Origin of the sequence: Cellulosimicrobium sp. 4261 (assembly GCF_040546915.1) — a bacterium.
GTDB lineage: Bacteria > Actinomycetota > Actinomycetes > Actinomycetales > Cellulomonadaceae > Cellulosimicrobium > Cellulosimicrobium cinnabarinum.
Map to the genome: position 1 here is coordinate 14,388 of NZ_JBEPOQ010000023.1, position 19,457 is coordinate 33,844.

Below are 19,457 nucleotides of genomic sequence, written 5' to 3' on the forward strand. Positions count from 1 at the left end.
CGTCCGACGGCGGACCCGCGACCGGCGCCGACGCCGGGCACGACGACGAGGAGTCACCGATGACCTCACGCCACGAACCACCCCCGACGCCCGCGGAGCCCCGCGCCCGCCGCCGACGCCGCTCGCTCGCGGCGCTGCTCGGCCTCGCGCTCGTCGCCCCGCTCGCGCCCGTGGGCGCGGCGGCCGCCGGCCCGATGCCCGCGGCGCCCGCACCGGTCCCCGCTGCGGCCGAGCCGACCGCGGACGGTCTGCGGCTCTGGCTCCCGCTCGACGAGACCGAGGGCACCGTCGCGCACGACGCGTCGGGTCACGGTCTCGACGCGACGCTCGTCGGCTCGGGGGGCGGGTGGCGCGCGGGCCAGGGCCTGACGTTCGGCGGCGCGAACCACGTGGACCTGCCCGACGACCTCCTGGCCGGCTACGACGCGGTCACGGTGAGCGCCGACGTGTGGGTCGACACGTCGCTGAGCGGCAACTACTTCTTCTACACCCTCGGCAACCCGGCGGTCGGGACCCCGCAGTCCGGGAACGGCTACCTGTTCTCGACGGGCAACGCGAACTACCGCGCGACGATCTCCGACCTCGCGTGGGGGCGCGAGCAGAACACGGCCAAGGCTCCCGCGGGCGCGCTCCAGCGCGGCGTCTGGAAGACCGTCACCTACACGCTCGCGGGCGGCACGGCGCGCCTGTACGAGGACGGCGCGCAGGTCGGGCAGAACACCGCGGTGACGATCACGCCCGGCGCGATCGGTGGCGGCACGACGACCGCGAACGCGCTCGGGAAGTCCGCCTACGCGGCCGACAACCTCTTCAAGGGCCGCATGAAGGACTTCCGGCTCTACGACCGCGCGCTCACCGCGCAGGAGGTCGCCGACCTCGCGTCGGACGCCGCGCAGGACGCCGTCGCGGCCGACGCCGCCGCGCTCGACCTCGGCGACACGAGCGCCGTCGCCACGGACCTCACGCTCCCGGCGAAGGGCGTCGGCGGCTCCGCCGTCGCGTGGTCGAGCTCCGACGAGGGCGTCGTCTCGGCGAGCGGCGCGGTCACGCGCCCCGCGGGCGACGCGACCGCGACCGCGACGCTCACCGCCACGGTGACGCTCCGCGGCGCGACCGAGACCCGGACGTTCGACGTCACGGTCCTGCCCGGCGACGGCGACCAGGCCAAGGCCGACGCCGCGGCCGCCGCGCTCGAGGTGACGAACCTCGACGACGTGCGCGGCAACCTCACGCTGCCCACCACGGGGCTGCACGGCGCGAGCGTGACGTGGGAGTCGTCGTCGGGCACGATCGCCCCGACGGGCGAGGTGACGCGCCCGGCGCACGGCGAGGACGCCGAGACCGTGACCCTCACCGCGACGGTGACGGTCGGCGCGGCCACCGCCACGCGCGAGCTCGCGGCGCACGTCCCGCCGCTGCCCGAGCAGGAGGACCTCGCGGGCTACCTGTTCTCCTACTTCGTGGGCGAGGGCACCGCCACGGGCGAGCAGGTCTACTTCGGGCTCAGCCAGGGCAACGACCCGCTGAAGTACCAGAACCTCAACGACAACCAGCCCGTCCTCACGTCGGAGCTGGGGGAGAAGGGCCTGCGGGACCCGTTCATCATCCGGTCGCCCGAGGGCGACAAGTTCTACCAGATCGCCACCGACCTCAAGATCTACGGCAACGGGAACTGGGACGCGTCCCAGCGCACGGGCTCGAAGTCGATCATGGTGTGGGAGTCCACGGACCTCGTGAGCTGGACCGACCAGCGCCTCGTGCAGGTCTCGCCCGACACCGCGGGCAACACGTGGGCACCGGAGGCGTACTACGACGAGACGATCGGCGCGTACGTCGTGTTCTGGGCCTCGAAGCTCTACGCGGAGGACGACCCGGGCCACACCGGCAACACCTACAACCGGATGATGTACGCCACGACGCGCGACTTCGTGACGTTCAGCGAGGCGCAGGTGTGGGTCGACCCGGGCTACTCGGTCATCGACTCGACCGTCACGCAGCACGACGGCCAGTACTACCGCTTCACCAAGGACGAGCGGAACAACACGTCGTCCACGCCGTGCTCCAAGTTCATCCTGGCCGAGAAGGCGGCCGAGCTGCGCTCGACGGACTACGACTTCATCACCGACTGCATCGGCAAGGCGAACTCGCTCGGCGGCGGGATCAACCAGGGCGAGGGCCCGACGATCTTCAAGTCGAACACCGAGGAGAAGTGGTACCTCTTCATCGACGAGTTCGGCGGCCGCGGCTACGTGCCGTTCGAGTCGACCTCGCTCGACGCGGCCGAGTGGACCATGTCCACCGACTACGAGATGCCGTCGCGCCCGCGCCACGGCACGGTGCTCCCCGTGACGCAGGCCGAGTACGACCGCCTGCTGCGCACGTACCAGCCGGACGCGTTCGTCGAGTCCGTCGAGGACGTCGCCGTGACCGTCCAGACCGGCTCCGCGCCGGTGCTCCCGGCGGCCGTCACGGCCCGCTTCGCGGACGGGTCCACCGGGTCGGCGGACGTCACGTGGGACGCGGTCGACCCGGCGTCGTACGCGCAGGCCGGCTCGTTCGAGGTCGCCGGCACGCTCGGCGGCGGCGTGAGCGTGCGCGCCCGCGCGGTCGTCACGGTGACCGACGACGTCGTCCCGGTCGAGGGCCTGAGCGTCACCCCCGAGTCGCTCGAGGTGGGCGTCGGCGGGACGCGGCAGCTCACCGCGACCGTCACGCCGGCCAACGCGACGGCGCGCGCGATCACGTGGGCGTCGGACGACGCGGACGTCGCCACGGTCTCGGCCGACGGCGTCGTCACGGGCGTCGGCGAGGGCCACGCGCTCGTCACGGCGACGACGGCCGACGGGTCGCACACCGCGTACGTGGCGGTCGAGGTGACGGCCGACGTGCCGGGGCTCGTCGTGCGGTACGCGTTCGACGAGACGAGCGGCACGGCGGCGGCGAACACCGCGCCCGGGTCGTCGTTCGGCCCGGCGACGCTGACCAACGGCGCGGCCTTCTCCGGCACCGGGGAGGGCGTCCGGCTCGACGGGACGGACGACTACGTCGACCTGCCCGACCACCTGCTCGCCGGGCTCACCGACGTCACGGTCGCGCTCGACGTCAAGGTCGCGACGGACCAGGCGACGCCGTACTTCGTCTACGGTCTCGGCAACACGAGCGGCACGGCGGGCGACGGGTACCTCTTCACCACGGGCAACGCGTACCGCACGTCGATCGCGACGGGGAACTGGACCACCGAGCAGACCGTCACCAAGAACGCCAACCTCCAGCGCGGGGTGTGGAAGCACCTCACGTACACGCTGTCCGGCACGACGGCCGTGCTCTACGAGGACGGCGTCGAGGTGGGTCGCCAGACCGGCGTCACCATCGACCCGAAGGACATCGGGAACGGCTCGACGCTCGCCAACTACATCGGCCGCTCGCTGTACTCGGGCGACCGCTACCTCAAGGGCTCGGTGCGCGACTTCCGGATCTACGACCGCGCGCTCACCGCCGACGAGGTCTACCAGGTCGGGGCCGACCACACTGCCGTCACGGGCGCCGAGCTCGACGCGCTCAAGGTCCCCGCGATCGTCGACGGGGCGAGCTCGACCGTGACGCTCGCCGTCGAGCCGGGGACGGACGTCTCAGCGCTCGCGCCGGTCCTCACGGTCTCGCCGCGCGCGACCGTCACGCCCGGGAACGGCTCGGTGCAGGACCTCACGCAGCCCGTGGAGTACACGGTGAGCGGGCCGGACGGGTCCTCGCGCACGTGGACGGTCCAGGCGAAGCAGATGGGCAGCCCCGTGCTCCCCGGGACGTACGCCGACCCGAACATCGCGCAGTTCGGCGACACGTTCTACCTCTACGCCACGACCGACGGCACGCCGGGCTGGGGCGGCAAGGACTTCTACGTCTGGAAGTCCACCGACCTCGTGACGTGGGAGCGCTCGGAGCAGCCGTTCCTCACGCTCGACGGCGCGAACGGGAACGTCCCGTGGGCGACCGGCAACGCGTGGGCGCCGACGATCATCGAGCGGGACGGGAAGTACTGGTTCTACTTCTCCGGCCACAACCCGAGGTACGACCGCAAGACGATCGGCGTCGCGGTGGCCGACAGCCCCGAGGGACCGTTCACCGCGCAGCCGACGGCGATGATCACGAACGGCGAGGCGGTCACGTCCGGCCAGGCCATCGACCCGGCCGCGTTCCGCGACCCGGAGACCGGGAAGTACTGGCTGCTGTGGGGCAACGGCGGGCCGTCGAACGGCCCGGTCATGGCGGAGCTGGACGACGACATGACGTCGATCAAGCAGGACACGCTGCGGCGCATCCCCGGCCTGACCGACTTCCGCGAGGGCCTGTTCCTCAACTACCGGGACGGCGTCTACCACCTCACGTACTCGATCGACGACACGGGCTCGGAGAACTACCGCGTCGGCTACGCGACGTCGGACAGCATCGACGGCCCGTGGACGTACCGCGGCGTGATCCTCGAGAAGGACGCCTCGCAGGGCATCCTCGGGACCGGGCACAGCTCGATCCTCAACGTCGAGGGCACGGACGAGTGGTACATCGCGTACCACCGGTTCGCCATCCCTGGCGGCAACGGGACGAACCGCGAGACGACGATCGACCGCCTCACGTTCGGCGCCGACGGCCTCATCCAGAAGGTCGTGCCGACGCTCGAGAGCGTGGACCCGGTCGACGTCGCACCCGCACCCCGGGTCGAGCTGACCGTCGAGGCCACCCCGCGGTGCCTCGCGGGCAAGGTCTACGTCGCGGTGCGGGCGACGAACGCGGGCGACGTGCCCGCCGACGTCACGCTCACGACCCCGTACGGCACGAGGACGTTCGCGGGCGTCGCCCCGGGCGCGAACGCCTACCAGTCGTTCGCGACGAGGGCGACGTCGGTCCCGGCGGGCACCGTGACGGTCACCGGCACGGCCGTGCTCGACGGCACCCCGGTCACCACGCCCTACGACGTCGCCTACGACGCCCACCCCTGCGGCTGACGATCCCCCGAGGTAGAGCCCCGGTGAGCCGAGGTAGAGGCGTGGTCACGACCACGCCTCTACCTCGCGGGACCGGGGCTCTACCTCGCGACACGACCTGCATCTCGACGAGGAGAGGACGACATGATTTCCATACACCGAGCACGCTCGGCGCTCGCCGCCGGGCTGGTGGGGGCGCTCGCCGTCTCCACGCTCGCCGCCGCGGTCGCCGCACCCGCGGCCGCAGACGTCGGCGGGCCCACCGACGACGGGCTCGTCGCCTGGTACCCGCTCGACGCCGCGAGCACGACCGGCGGCACGACGGCGAACCGTGCCGAGGGCTCGACGTTCGGCCCGGCGACCGTGGTGGGCGGCACCGCGACGGCGGACGGCACGAACCTCGACGGGACCGACGACTACGTCGACCTGCCCGACCACCTGCTCGCCGGCCTCACGGACGTCACCGTGAGCCTCGACGTGCTCGTGAGCCAGGACCAGGGCACGCCGTACTTCGTGTACGGGCTCGGGAACACGAGCGGGTCGAACGGCAACGGGTACCTGTTCACGACCGGCAACGCGTACCGCACGTCGATCGCGACGGGGAGCTGGTCGACCGAGCAGACCGTGACCAAGGGCGCCAACCTCCAGCGCGGCGTCTGGAAGACCCTCACCTACACGCTCACCGGCACGACGGCGACGCTCTACGAGGACGGCGTGCAGGTCAAGCAGGCCACGAACGTCACGACCGACCCGGGCCAGATCGGCGGCGGGCAGACGACCGCGAACTACGTCGGCCGCTCGCTCTACTCCGGCGACCGCTACCTCAAGGGCCAGGTGCGCGACTTCCGCCTCTACGACCGTGCGCTGAGCCCGGCCGAGGCGGCCGAGCTCGCGGCCCGGACCTCCGCGGCCGCCGCGGACGCCGACCTCGCCGCGCTCGACCTCGGCGACACGAGCGCCGTCACCGCGGACCTCGTGCTGCCCACCACGGGCGCGCAGGGCTCGCTCGTCACGTGGACGTCGTCGGACGCGGGCGTCGTCGGCGCCACGGGGAAGGTCACGCGGCCCGCTGCGGGCGAGGACGACGCGACCGTGACGCTCACCGCGCTCGTCACGCGCGGCGCGGTCGCGCGCACCGCCCAGTTCGAGGTCACCGTCCTCGCGCACCTCGCTCCCGCCGAGGCCGTGGCGTGGGACGCGAGCCACGTCGTCGTGCCGCACCTCGACGACGTGCGCGGCAACCTCACGCTGCCCGCCGAGGGGGCCAACGGCTCCGCCCTCACGTGGGAGAGCTCCGACCCCGCGACCGTCTCGGCCACGGGCGAGGTGACGCGGCCCGCCCACGGCGAGCCGGCCGCCGTCGTGCGGCTCACCGTCACGGCGACGAAGGACGGCGCGACCGCGACGCACACCTACGACGCGACGGTCCGCCCGCTGCCGGCCGCGGCCGACTACGAGGGCTACTTCTTCCCGTACTTCGAGGGGGAGAGCACCGCGGACGGCGAGTCGGTGTACTTCAGCGCGAGCAACGGGAACGACCCGCTCGACTGGGTCGAGCTCAACGACGGCGAGCCCGTGCTCACGTCGACGCTCGGCGAGAAGGGCCTGCGCGACCCGTTCATCATCCGCTCGCCCGAGGGCGACCGGTTCTTCCTCCTCGCGACCGACCTGCGCATCTACGGCGGCAACAACTTCGGCAACGCGCAGGAGCGCGGGTCGCGCGCGCTGATGATCTGGGAGTCGACCGACCTCGTGCACTGGTCCGACCAGCGCATGGTCACCGTGTCGAGCGCGTACGCGGGCAACACGTGGGCGCCCGAGGCGTTCTGGGACGCGCAGCGCGGCGAGTACATCGTCTACTGGGCCTCGGCGCTCTACCCGACGACGTCGACCGACGGCCGCCGCATCGCCGACTCCTACCAGCGCATGATGTACGCCACGACGCGCGACTTCGTGACGTTCTCCGAGCCGCAGGTGTGGATCGACGAGAAGCGCGGCAACGGGCTGGGTATGATCGACTCGTCGATCGTCGAGCACGACGGCACGTACTACCGGTTCACCAAGGACGAGGCGTACATGATCCCGCGCCTCGAGAAGTCGACGGACCTGCGCTCGACCGACTGGGACCTCGTCGCCGAGAAGATCGGCTACGGCCAGCCCAACCCGTGGGGCGGCACGCTCACCGCGGGCGAGGGGCCGACGGTCTTCAAGTCGAACACCGAGGAGAAGTGGTACCTCTTCGTCGACCAGCCGAGCTACCACGGAGGCCAGGGCTACCTGCCGCTGGAGTCCACCGACCTCGACTCGGGCGTGTGGACGTCCGTCGACGCCCACCTGCCGAGCAGCCCGCGTCACGGCACGGTCCTGCCGATCACGGCCGCCGAGCACGCCGCGCTCCTCGCGGCGTACGGCGAGCAGCCGCCGGCGCCCGAGCTCGACCTCGCGGTCGAGGTGACGCCGCGCTGCCTGGCGGGCAAGGCGTACGTCGCGGTCCGCGCGACGAACGGCGAGGACGTCCCCGTCACGCTGACGCTCAGGACGCCGTACGGCGAGAAGACCGTCGCCGACGTGGCGCCGGGCAGGAACGCGTACCAGTCGTTCGCCGCCCGCGCGACGGCTGTCCCGGCCGGGACCGTCACGGTGACCGGCGTCGCGACCCTCGACGGGAAGGAGGTGACCACCACGCGTGAGGCGCAGGTCGACGAGCTCGACTGCGCCTGACACCCGCGAGGTCGCACCCCGCCCAGGGAGAGGCGAGGCACCGCGAGGGAGGGGCGTGGTCACGACCACGCCCCTACCTCGACGGACCAGAGCTCTGCCTCGGCGACGAGGCGGCCGGGCGGAATCAGCACGAGCGTCGGACGCGGGGCTTCCCTCCTTGCCGCCGACGGCGCTTCCACCACTCGACGACGAGTGAGAAGGAGCGACAGCTCATGCACGTGCACGACTCCAGGTATTCGCGCCGGGCCGTCCTGCGGCTCGGGGTGCTGGCCGCCGGGGCGACCGGCGCCGTCGCGCTCGCGGGCGGCGGCAGCGCCCTCGCGGCGCCCACCGCGCCCGTCCTGCCCGTCCCCGCCGGCCCGGCGGTCGGCCGGGCCGTCCGCCGGTCCCTCGACCGGTCCGTCGCGCTCGACGGCTGGGCCGCCGAGCCCTTCCCGATGGCCGACGTGACGCTCGCGCCGAGCGTCGCGACGCGGTCCCAGGACCAGATCCTGCACCTCGCGCGGCAGTACCCGGTCGACCGCGTCCTCGCGGTGTTCCGGCGCAACGCCGGGCTCGACACGAAGGGCGCCTCCGCGCCCGGCGGGTGGGAGGGGTTCGGCCACGCCAACGAGCAGCCGTGGGGCCCCGACGACTACCCCGGCCGCGCGAGCACCCAGACGGCGAACCTCCTGCGCGGCCACTACGGCGGGCACTTCCTGTCGATGGTGGCCCTCGCGTTCGCGAGCACGGGCGAGACCGTGTTCCGCGACAAGGTCGACCAGATCGTCGAGGGACTCGGCGAGGTCCAGACGGCGCTCGCGGCCATGGGCCGGTTCAGCCACCCCGGGTTCCTCGCGGCCTACGGCGAGTGGCAGTTCAGCCAGCTCGAGAAGTACGCGCCGTACGGTGAGATCTGGGCGCCGTACTACACGTGCCACAAGATCCTGGCGGGGCTCCTCGAGGCCTACCGCCTCGCGGGCAGCGATCAGGCGCTCGAGATCGCGACCTCCATGGCGGCGTGGGTCCACAGCCGCCTGTCCGGGCTGCCGCAGGCGCAGCTCGACCGCATGTGGGGCATCTACATCGCCGGCGAGTACGGCGGGATGAACGAGAGCCTGGCGGACATCGCCTCGATCACGGGCGACGACACCTACGTCGCCACGGCCAGGCTCTTCGACCTCAACACGCTCGTCGACGCGAGCGCCGCCGTCACGGACACGCTCAACGGCAAGCACGCGAACCAGCACATCCCGCAGTTCCCGGGCTACCTCAAGGTGTACGACCTCACGGGCGAGGAGCGGTACCGCCAGGCCGTGGAGGGCTTCTGGGGCATGGTCGTGCCCGGGCGCACGTACGCCCACGGCGGGCACGGCGAGGGCGAGCTGTTCGGCCCGCCGAGCACGGTCGCGGGCGACATCGGCGCACGCAACGCCGAGACGTGCGGCACCTACAACATGCTCAAGCTCTCGCGGCTGCTGTACTTCCACTCGCTCGACCCGAAGTACATGGAGTACTACGAGCGCGGGCTGCTCAACCACATCGTCGGCTCGAAGAAGAGCACGCAGTCGGCGACGAGCCCCGACGTCACGTACATGTACGGCGTCAACCCGGGCACGCGCCGCGAGTACGGCAACACGGGCACGTGCTGCGGCGGAACCGGGCTCGAGAACCACGTGAAGTACCGCGACTCGGTCTACTTCCGCTCGGTCGACGGCGAGGTGCTGTACGTCAACCTCTACCTCGCCTCCACCCTGACGTGGGAGGAGAAGGGCTTCGAGGTCGTCCAGGAGACGCAGTACCCGAAGGTGGGTGCGACGCGCCTCACGGTGAACGGCTCCGGGCGGCTCGACCTGCGCCTGCGCGTGCCGGGCTGGGTGCGCAAGGGCTTCACCGTCGCGGTCAACGGCGTCGAGCAGGACCTCGAGGCGGTGCCCGGGACGTACGTGAGCGTGTCGCGCTCGTGGTCGCCGGGCGACGTGGTGGACGTGACGATGCCGCTGAGCATCCGCGCGGTGCCGACGATCGACAACCCTGCGATCCAGAGCATCGAGCACGGGCCGACGGTCCTGCTCGCGCGCAGCGCGTCGCGCGAGTACCTCAAGCTCTCCCTCTACGCGCACACGGGCCTCGACGGCACGCTCGACGGCGCGTTCACCGACCTCGGGAACGGGTACTTCCGCCTCGGGGACCTCACGTTCGAGCCCGCATGGTCGGGCGACGACACGCAGTACCACATGTACGTCGAGCGCTCCGAGCCGCGCGTGGTCTTCGCCGGGCTCGACAGCGGCGTCACCAACGCCGCGCGGCCGAACGGGACGACGTTCCTCGACGTCGTGTGGGGCGACGGCGGCTTCGCCGACCGCGCCGCGTTCCTCCAGAAGGTCCAGCGCACGGTCGAGCAGTTCACCGCGGACGGCCTCCTGAGCCGCCGCGACGGTCAGAAGGTCCTGGTCACGGCAGGGAAGGCGAGGCTGGCATGAGCGCACGCACCAACTCATCGAGGGGTGCGGGCTCGACCGTGCTCATCCCGCTCGGGGACCGGCCGGCGGCACCGCGTGCCCGACGGCGCGTGGTCGCCACCGCGACCGCGCTCGCCCTGGCCCTCACGGGCGCGGGGGTCGGGGCGTGGGCCGCGGTCGGCGGTCCGGGGACCGAGGGGCTGACCGCGGCGGCCGACGAGGCGCCGTCGAACGTCGCGCTGATCGGCACGCCCGAGGCGAGCTACACCGCGTCGTGGAACAAGGTCGAGGCCGTGAACGACGGCGCGGGCGTCAGCACCGGGGGAGCGCACGACGCGACGTGGGCGACGTGGAGCGGGGACCGCCCCGCGACGCAGTGGCTCGAGTACTCCTGGCCCGCGCCGGTCACGGTGGACCGTTCCGTCGTCCGGTTCTGGTCGGACGGCACCGACGCGAACGGCGACAACGTGCGCGTCCCGGCGTCGTGGACGCTCCAGTACTGGGACGCCGACGCCGGCGCGTTCGTCGACGTCCCGAACCCGAGCGGCTACCCGACACAGCGTCTCGAGAGCAACGAGACGACCTTCGACGCGGTGACGACGACGCGCCTGCGCGCGACGTTCGACGCGCTGCGGGGCACCACGGCGACGACGTACTCGGCCGTCGGGGTCTCCGAGTGGGAGGTCTGGGGCACGGGCGGCGTCGAGGAGCCCGAGCCGGTCGACCCGAACGGGCCGATCGACCACTCGCCCGTCCACATCCCCACGGACGTCGGTGTCCTGCCCGACCTCCCGGCCGAGATCGACGCGATCTTCACCGACGGTCGTGTCGAGACGGTCGCGGTCGACTGGGAGGACGTCACGGCCGAGGACGTCGCCGCGGCGGGGGCGTTCGAGGTCAGCGGGACGTCGGACGAGCTCGTCGAGCCGGTGAGCGGCACTGTGCACGTGCGCGACGGCGAGCCGGGGGAGGTCATCACGGTGGACAACGTGAGCGTCGTGACGCTCGCGGGCACCGCCCCGGCGCTCCCGGCGACCGTCACGGCCGAGTACGAGGACGCGTCGAAGGACAGCCGCATCCCGGTGACGTGGGACGCCGTCGACCCCGCGGAGTACGCCGAGCCCGACCGGCTGTTCTTCGTCGACGGCGACGTCGCGGGGACGGACGTGCCGGCCGAGGCCGTCGTGTTCGTCGTCGCGCCCGACACCGGCGAGGACACGACCCCGCCCACCGTGACCGTGATCGCCCAGCCCGGCCCGGCGACGTCGGGCTGGTACGTCCAGCACCCGACCGTCACGGTCGTGGCCTCCGACAACCGCGACCCTGCCCCGGCGGTCGAGGTCTCGGTCGACGGCGGCGCATGGGCACCGTACGACGGCCCGTTCGCGGTCGACGAGGACGGCGTGCGCACGGTCGAGGCGCGCGCGACGGACGCCGCCGGCAACGTCGGGACGGGTTCGCGCGAGCTCCGCGTCGACAGCGTCGCGCCCGTGACGGTCGCGACGCTGCGCGAGGTCGGCAGCAGCGTCGAGATCACGCTGGCCGCCACGGACGCGGGCTCGGGCGTGGACAAGGTGCAGTGGGAGGGTCCCGGCACGTTCTGGGGCACCTACACCGAGCCGTTCACGCGCGCGCTCACCGACGAGCCGCAGGTCATCGAGTTCGCCGCGACGGACGCCGCAGGCAACGAGGAAGCGCGGCAGCAGGTCGTGCTGCCCGCCCTCGGCGGCGAGCCCGAGCTCGACCTCGTGGTCGAGGCCACGCCCCGCTGCCTGGCGGGCAGGGTGTATGTGGCCGTCCGTGCGACGAACGGCGAGGACGTCCCGGTCGCGGTGACCCTCGCGACGTCGTACGGGGAGAAGGCGTTCGCGGACGTGGCGCCCGGCACGAACGCGTACCAGTCGTTCGCGGTGCGAGCGACGTCCGCCCCTGCCGGGACGGCGTCCGCGACCGCGGCCGCCACGGTCGACGGCGAGGAGGTGACCGCCACGGTCGACGTGCCGTTCGACGCGCTCGACTGCGGCTGACCCGCACGCCCGGTCCCGGCAGGACGGGCGACCACAGGCCCCCGGGTGGTGTGCCGGCACCGCCCGGGTCCGGCTCGGCCCCCGTCGCTCCCCGGAGCGGCGGGGGCCGAGCCGTCCTGCCCTGCGACGGCGGCACGACCCACGGGTGAACAAACTGGACGGGTGTTCAGTTCAGGCGTCCAGGATGGCAGGATGTCCTTGAACTGGACACCCGTCCAGTCGGGTTCGGGGGCGACCCAGCGGTGCCCGCCCCGGGCCGGACGAAGAGGTTCCCCGCGTGACGACGACCACCCGCAGGCTGCTCGCCGCCCTCGTGCTCGCCGGGTCGCTCGCCGTGCCCGCCGGCACGGCCGCGGCGACGACGTCCGTCGTGTCTCCCGCCACGGCCCCGACCGCCCTGCCCGCGACGGTCGCCACCTCGGTCCCCGACCCTGCCGACGGCGTGCGCGTCAGCGTCGAGATCACCGAGCGCGACGTGTCGACGGTGCCGCGCGTGGCCGTCGTCGGCTCCGGGCCGCTCGTCGTCGGCGGGAGGCTCGAGCTCCGCGGGACCGGCCTCGCGCCGTCCACCACCTACGAGGTCTGGCTCGAGAGCGATCCGGTGCTCCTCGGCACCGTCACGACGGACGCCGACGGGGTGTTCCTCTTCGTCGCGACGATCCCCGCCGGCACCACCCCGGGCGAGCACCACGTGCGCCTCGTCCCGGTGGGGGGCGGTGCGGACGTGCTGTCCGAGCCGTTCCTCGTGCTCGCCGCACCGGGCGAGCCGCACGAGCCCGGGACGACGACGCCGCCCGGGGCCGGGGGAGAGGGTGGCTCCGGCGGGTCGGCGGCGGGCGGCGGCCCGGGTTCCTCGCGGCCGGGCCTGGCGACGACGGGAACGGGCCTGGGCCTCGTCGCGGCGCTGGCCGGGGCGGCGGTCCTCACCGGGGCGGCGCTGCGCCGTCGGGCGGGCAGGGGCGGCGCGGCCTGACCCTGCGCCCGGTGGCCCGGCCCCCGGCTCACCCGCGGGCCGCACCCGCACCCCGCCCGCACCCGCGGCACGGCCGCGGGCTCACCCCTCGGGGTGCGGCTCCGCCTCGGCCTCCCGCCGAGGGGCGTCGGCCGGAGGCGTCTCGGCGTCGCGCGCGTCCGCGGCAGCCTCCGCGGCGTCCATCGCCCGGTCGTCCACGACGAGCATCCCCAGCAGCGTCGCGCCGGACACCGCCGCCATGACCACGAACACCGTGCGCAGCCCGAAGAGCTCGCCGAGCAGGCCGCCGACGGCGGCGCCCAGGGGCAGCGTCCCCCACGCGAGGAGCCGGTAGCACGCGTTGAGCCGGCCGAGCAGGGCGTCGGGCGTGATGCGCTGCCGCAGGGAGAGCGTCACGACGTTCCACACGGCGATCCCGGCACCGCCGACGGCGGAGACGGCGCCGATCACCCACGCGTTCGTCGTGACCGCGGGGACGCCGACGAAGGCCACCGTCCCGAGGGTCGTCAGCGTGAGGGAGCGTGCGCGCCCGAGCGTCCCGACGACGCGCTCGGCGACGAACGACCCCGCGAACGCCCCGACCGCCGTCGCGGTGAGGAGCACGCCGTACGCCGGCTCCGACAGGCCCAGGGGTGAGTCGGGGCCGACCGCGTAGAGCACGAACACCGCGAACGCGGCGTTGCTCGCGAAGTTGATGCCGCCGACCATCATCGCGAGGGTGCGCAGGATGCGGTCGTGCCACAGGAACCGCAGGCCCTCGGCGACGTCGGCACGCAGCGTGGTCCGGGTCGTGCGCACCGTCCGGTACGTGCCGGGCAGCCCGAGCAGCATCACTGCGGCGAGCGCCCACAGCGCACCGGGGACACCGAACGCGAGGGCGGCGCCCGCCGCCACGAGCAGCCCGCCCAGGGGCGGCCCCACGAACTGGTTCGTCGTGAGCTCCGCCGCGTAGAGGCGCCCGTTGGCCCGGGGGAGCGCGGTGCGCGGCACGACCTGCGGGAGGATCGACTGCGCCGAGGTGTCGTACAGCGTCTCGGTGACGCCGACGCCGAACGCGACGACGTACAGCACGGCGATGCTCCCGGCGTCGGGCACGAGCGCGACGGCCGCGAGCGCGGCCACGAGCACCGCGCGCGCCACGTTCGCGCCGACCATCGCGAGCCGCCGGTCGAGTCGGTCGGCGAGCGCACCCGCGGGCAGCGTGAACAGCAGCCACGGGAGCGTGAGAGCGAACGTGAGCCCGGCGACGAGCGCCGGCGACTCGGTGTAGCGGACCGCGACGAGAGGGAGCGCGACCTTGAGCACCCCGTCGGCGAGGTTCGAGACGGCGGACGCGACCCACAGGCGCCGGAACGGCGCACCCAACGGTGCGACGGCGGGGCGTCGGCGCCCGGGTCGAGAGGCCATGGCGCCCAGCATGGCACAGTGATCGAGAAATCCCAATCGATCGAGCGATCTCGATTGGCGGTCCGTACGATGTCTCCATGACCGTCGAGCCCACGCCGGAGCCCGCGCCGGGGCGCGCCCCCGGTCCGCGTGCGGCCGCCATGCCGAGTCGTCGTCCGCCCACCGCGCTCGAGGCGAAGGCGCTCGCGCACCCGCTGCGCCAGCGCATCGTGCGGCAGTGCGGCACGCGCGAGATGACGAACAAGGAGCTCGCCGACCACCTCGGCGTCCCGCCGGGCACGGCCCTGCACCACGTCCGGCTGCTCGTGCGCGCCGGGCTGCTCGAGCCCGCCGAGGTCCGCACGGGTGCGGGCGGCGCGCTCGAGCGCCCCTACCGCGCCACGGGCGCCACGTGGTGGCTCGACGACCCGCTGCGCGACGCCGCGCCCGGCGTGCAGTTCGGTCCCGTCGCCGCCGCGCTCGACGACGCCCTGGCCGCCGGGCCCGACGCCGTCACGACCTCAGCCGCGTTCTACCTGCACCTCTCCGACGACGACGTCACGGAGCTCGACCGGCGCATCCTCGCCGTGCTCGACGAGTACGTCGCGACCGACGCGGACCGCCAGGACCGCCCCCTCCACCGAGGCCTCTTCGTCCTGCACCGCCCGCCGACGGAACCGCCCGCCGCCGGCACCTCCGGCCGCCCTGACCGTCGGCCGTCCTGACCGCGGCCGGCCGACGTCGGTCCGACCCCACCGCGGACCCGACCTCGCGGGCGGCGAACCCGACCCGACCCCCGCGGGCTGTGAACCCGACCCCACCGACCCGGCCCTCAGGGCCGAGCGGCGAACCGCTCCAGGAGATCGGCGTGACCCGACACGATGAGCAGGTCGTTCGCGCTGATCCGGGTCTCCGGCGTCGCGTAGAGGAAGTCCTCGCCGGGCGACTTCACCCCGATCACGGTGACCCCGTACCGCTCGCGCACCTTCGACTGCGCGAGCGTGAACCCCTGCACCTCCTTCGGCGGGCGCATCTTGACGATCGTGAAGCCGTCCTCGACCTCGATGTAGTCGAGCAGCTTCCCGGAGACGAGGTGCGCGACGCGCGACCCGGCGTCGGCCTCGGGGAACACGACGTGGTGCGCGCCGATGCGCTGGAGGATGCGCCCGTGCTCCGCCGAGATCGCCTTGGCCCAGATCTGGGGCGTGCCCATGTCGACGAGGTTGCCGGTGATGAGCACGCTCGCCTCGAGCGACGTGCCGACACCCACGACCGCGACGGGGAAGTCGCGCGCGCCGAGCTGCTCGAGCGCGACGGGGTTGGAGGCGTCCGCCTCGACGAGCGGGAGCTGCCCGCTCCACTGGGCGACGAGGTCGGGGTCGCGCTCGACGGCGAGCACGTCCTGGCCGAGTCGGTCGAGCGTCGCGGCGATCGCCGTCCCGAAGCGGCCGAGGCCGATGACGAGGACGCCCGCGTCCTTGCGCGGGGCCTTCGCCTCGTCCCGGCGCGCGCGCTCCGCGCGGCCGCGCTCGACGATGCGCTGCGCGACGGGGTCGGCGGGCACGCCTTCCTTCCCGTCGGCGGCGCGGGTGAACGGGTCGGTCACGATGGGGCCTCTCGTCGGTCCGGTGGTGCGGTGTCTGTCGTGTCGGTCAGGTCTCGTGCGGGGCGTCCGGCCCGACGGCGGTCGCACCGCCGGGCGGGGGCGCTCACCCGATGATGGGGCGCTCCTCGGGGTAGCGCACGATGCGGCGGCGGTCGCGCAGCGCGAGCGCGGCGGCGAACGTCATGGTGCCGGTGCGGCCCACGAACATGAGCGCGATGAGGACGTACTTCCCGGCGTCGGGCAGCTCGGGCGTGATGCCGGTCGACAGGCCGACGGTCGCGAACGCCGAGATGGTCTCGAAGAGGATGACGTCGAGCGTCTCGCCGGTGATCTCCAGCAGGAGCAGGCTCGACAGGAGCACCGCCGTCGCGCCGACGAACGACACCGCGACCGCGAGCCGGAGGGTGTCGCGCGGGATGCGGCGCCCGAACGCCTCCATGTCCCGGTCGCCGCGCGCCTCGGACACGATGGCGATGAGCATGACGGCGAGCGTCGTGACCTTGATGCCGCCCGCGGTCGACGCCGAGCCGCCGCCCACGAACATCAGCGCGTCGGTGATGAGCCAGCTCGCCTCGTGCATGCCGCCGGTGTCCACGGTCGAGAAGCCTCCGGAGCGCGGCATGACGCCCGCGAAGAGCGACGCGAGGAGCTTCTCGCCGAGCCCGAGGGGCCCGAGGGTCCGCTGGTTCCCCCACTCGACGGCGGCGAAGAGCACCGTCCCCACGACGACGAGCGCCGCGCTCGTCGTGAGCGTGAGCTTGGTGTGCAGGCTCCACTTGGAGGCGCGGCGGCGGTTGCGCATGACGTTGAGGATCACGGGGAAGCCGAGCGACCCGATGAACACGCCGAGGATGATCGGCAGGCACAGCATCCAGTCGCCGACGTACGGGGCGAGCCCGTGCTCCGTCGGGATGAACCCCGCGTTGTTGAAGGCGGAGATGCCGTAGAAGATGCCGTGCCACGCGGCCTCGCCGAACGTCTCCTCCAGCACGACGAACCGCGGCAGCAGGAGCAGCGCGATGAGGAGCTCGAGCGAGGTCGACGTGATGATGACGACCCGCACGAGCGAGCCGACCTCGCCGAGCCGCGTCGTCTTCGTCTCCGACGCCGTGAGGAGCTTCTGCGTGAGGCCGATGCGCCGGGACACGGCCATGCCGAGGATCGACGCGAGCGTCATGACGCCGAGGCCGCCGATCTTGATGCCGAGCAGGATGACGACCTGCCCGTACCCCGACCAGTAGGTCCCGGTGGGGACCACGACGAGACCGGTGACGCACACGGCCGACGTGGCGGTGAAGAACGCGTCGACGAACGGCGCGGACCGGCCGCTCGCCGTCGCCCAGGGCGCCATGAGCAGGGCGGTGAAGACGGCGATGACGGCGGCGAACACGGTGACGGCGAGCCGGGCGGGCGACTGCCGGGCGAGGCGGTCGACGATCTCCCGCCCCCTGAACAGGCGCCCGGTCATGCTCGTCGGCATGGAGCCTCCCTCACCACTCGCGCCACTCTGCCACGGGCCCGGTGGCCCGTCATGTCGCCGCTCCGGCGCCGGGACATCATGCCCGCTCGCGGGCCCGGACGCCGCACCGGGGCCCGGCGGGAGGCCCGGACCGGCGGTCCCGCGCGGTCCGGCGCGCGGTCGGTGGGGCGGGGGCGCGCCGTCGGGCGTTACCGTGAGCCATGCCCACGACCGACCCGACGTCGTCGCCCGCCCCGACCGGGGCGGCTGCGGCGCCCGGAGCCTGCGTCGTGTGGAGCCCCGAGCTCCTCGGCTACGACTTCGGCCCGGGCCACCCCATGGCGCCGGCCCGGCTCGACCTGACGATGGGGCTCGTGCGCGCCCTCGGCCTGCTCGACGGCGACGCGGACCTGCGGGTCGTGCGGCCCGAGCCCGCGCCCGACGACGTGCTCGAGCTCGTGCACGAGCCCGCCTACGTCGCGGCCGTGCGCGCGGCGTCCGAGCACGGCACCCCCGACCCGGCCCGCGGCCTCGGCACCGAGGACGACCCGGTCTTCCCCGGGATGCACGAGGCGGCCGCGCGGATCGTCGCGGGCTCGTACGAGGCGGCGGGCGAGATCGCCGCGGGCCGCACCCGGCACGCCGTGAACGTCGCGGGCGGCATGCACCACGCGAAGGCGGGTGCGGCGTCGGGCTTCTGCGTCTACAACGACGCGGCCGTCGCGATCCGGCGCCTGCTCGACGACGGCGTCGAGCGCGTCGCGTACGTCGACCTCGACGCCCACCACGGCGACGGCGTGGAGGACGCGTTCTGGGACGACCCGCGCGTCCTCACCGTCTCCGTCCACCAGAGCGGCGCGACGCTCTTCCCCGGGACGGGTCACCCGACCGACCTCGGGGGGCCCGGCGCCGAGGGGACGGCGGTCAACGTCGCGCTCCCGCGCCGCACCGACGGCGCCCGCTGGCTGCGCGCGGTCGACGCCGTCGTGCCGCCCGTGCTGCGCGCGTTCCGCCCCGAGGTGCTCGTGACCCAGCACGGGTGCGACGCGCACGGCGAGGACCCGTTGTCCGACCTCGACGTATCCGTCGACGCGCAGCGCACGGCCACGACGTGGATGCACGGGCTCGCGCACGAGCTGACCGACGGGCGGTGGCTCGCGCTGGGCGGGGGCGGGTACGCGATCGCGCGCGTCGTGCCGCTCGTGTGGTCGGCCGTCGTGGGGGAGGTCGTGCACCGGCCCGTCACCGCGGGCGTGCCCCTGCCCGCGGCGTGGCGCGAGCGTGTCGCCGAGGTCGCCGGGTTCGACGCGCCGCTCGCGTTCGGGCCCGAGGTCGAGGTCCGGCGGTGGAGCAGCGGGTACGACCCGGACGACGACGTCGACCGCGCCGTCGCGGCCACGCGTCGGGCCGTCTTCCCGCTGCTGGGTCTCGACGCGCACTTCGACTGAGACGCCCGGCGACCGGTCGCGTACCGGGGCACGGGCGCGAGCGGGTAGGCTAGGGGGCGGATTTCTCTCGTGTTGGTCGGCTTGCGGCGCCCTCGTGGTCGCCGGGGCCCCGATCAACCGTGGACCACCCGCGGCCGGTCGACCGGTCGCCGACCGACACGCCGCTCGAGCATTGCGAGGACCGTATGGGCTCCGTCATCAAGAAGCGCCGCAAGCGCATGGCCAAGAAGAAGCACCGCAAGCTGCTTCGCAAGACGCGTCACCAGCGTCGCAACAAGAAGTGACGTCGCGCGCGTCCTGACGCGCCGACCCGTCGTGGGGGGCGGGGCCGCCCCCCCCGGGGGGGGGCGGGGGGGGGCCCCGGGGGGGGGCCGCCCCCCCCGGCGGGGGGGGGGGGGGGGCGGGGGGGGGCGGCGGGCG

At 73.7% G+C, this 19,457-nt stretch carries 11 protein-coding genes; 8 read left to right on the plus strand and 3 right to left on the minus strand.

Annotated elements, in window-relative coordinates; all coding sequences use genetic code 11:
• Positions 1 to 59: 59 nt before the first annotated feature.
• The 5 genes from ABIE39_RS18080 (at position 60) to ABIE39_RS18100 (ending at position 13,138) form a co-directional block, all read left to right on the plus strand.
• The gene (locus ABIE39_RS18080; RefSeq protein ID WP_354052925.1) at positions 60 to 4,997 is read left to right on the plus strand and encodes a family 43 glycosylhydrolase; all 4,938 of its coding nucleotides are present in this window, start codon (positions 60 to 62) and stop codon (positions 4,995 to 4,997) included.
• A 123-nt stretch (positions 4,998 to 5,120) separates the two neighbouring features.
• Positions 5,121 to 7,697 carry an immunoglobulin-like domain-containing protein gene (locus ABIE39_RS18085; protein WP_354052927.1) on the plus strand — a complete coding sequence of 859 codons (2,577 nt, stop codon included), beginning with the start codon at positions 5,121 to 5,123 and terminating at the stop codon, positions 7,695 to 7,697.
• Between the two features lie 212 nt (positions 7,698 to 7,909).
• Positions 7,910 to 10,159: a glycoside hydrolase family 127 protein gene (locus ABIE39_RS18090; RefSeq protein ID WP_209827062.1), complete on the plus strand. Its 2,250-nt coding sequence runs from the start codon at positions 7,910 to 7,912 to the stop codon at positions 10,157 to 10,159.
• The gene (locus tag ABIE39_RS18095) at positions 10,156 to 12,165 is read left to right on the plus strand and encodes an Ig-like domain-containing protein (protein ID WP_354052929.1); all 2,010 of its coding nucleotides are present in this window, start codon (positions 10,156 to 10,158) and stop codon (positions 12,163 to 12,165) included. The genes ABIE39_RS18090 and ABIE39_RS18095 overlap by 4 nt, the downstream gene beginning before the upstream one ends.
• 277 nt (positions 12,166 to 12,442) lie before the next feature.
• Positions 12,443 to 13,138, plus strand: coding sequence for a hypothetical protein (locus tag ABIE39_RS18100; RefSeq protein ID WP_175007733.1), 696 nt, complete (start codon positions 12,443 to 12,445; stop codon positions 13,136 to 13,138).
• 81 nt (positions 13,139 to 13,219) lie between these two features.
• Here the strand turns inward: ABIE39_RS18100 and ABIE39_RS18105 are convergent, their stop codons facing one another.
• A complete protein-coding gene (locus ABIE39_RS18105) occupies positions 13,220 to 14,545 on the minus strand; it encodes an MFS transporter (RefSeq protein ID WP_209827063.1) in 1,326 nt (441 codons plus the stop codon).
• Positions 14,546 to 14,622: 77 nt separating this feature from the next.
• On the opposite strand from ABIE39_RS18105, the gene ABIE39_RS18110 reads away from it, so the two are divergent.
• Complete coding sequence (locus tag ABIE39_RS18110) at positions 14,623 to 15,249, plus strand: ArsR/SmtB family transcription factor (protein WP_354052931.1); 627 nt, start codon at positions 14,623 to 14,625, stop codon at positions 15,247 to 15,249.
• 107 nt (positions 15,250 to 15,356) lie between these two features.
• Here the strand turns inward: ABIE39_RS18110 and ABIE39_RS18115 are convergent, their stop codons facing one another.
• Together ABIE39_RS18115 and ABIE39_RS18120 are read right to left on the minus strand one after the other, a co-directional pair.
• Positions 15,357 to 16,061, minus strand: coding sequence for a potassium channel family protein (locus tag ABIE39_RS18115; RefSeq protein ID WP_074809337.1), 705 nt, complete (start codon positions 16,059 to 16,061; stop codon positions 15,357 to 15,359).
• Between the two features lie 172 nt (positions 16,062 to 16,233).
• Positions 16,234 to 17,610, minus strand: coding sequence for a potassium transporter TrkG (locus ABIE39_RS18120; protein WP_175007735.1), 1,377 nt, complete (start codon positions 17,608 to 17,610; stop codon positions 16,234 to 16,236).
• Positions 17,611 to 17,810: 200 nt separating this feature from the next.
• Between ABIE39_RS18120 and ABIE39_RS18125 the strand changes: the two genes are divergently transcribed.
• Together ABIE39_RS18125 and ABIE39_RS18130 are read left to right on the plus strand one after the other, a co-directional pair.
• A complete protein-coding gene (locus ABIE39_RS18125) occupies positions 17,811 to 19,037 on the plus strand; it encodes an acetoin utilization protein AcuC (protein ID WP_074808774.1) in 1,227 nt (408 codons plus the stop codon).
• Between the two features lie 185 nt (positions 19,038 to 19,222).
• Positions 19,223 to 19,321 (plus strand): 30S ribosomal protein bS22, encoded by a 99-nt coding sequence (locus ABIE39_RS18130; RefSeq protein WP_003792170.1) that lies wholly within the window; start codon positions 19,223 to 19,225, stop codon positions 19,319 to 19,321.
• The last annotated feature ends 136 nt before the right edge of the window (positions 19,322 to 19,457 follow it).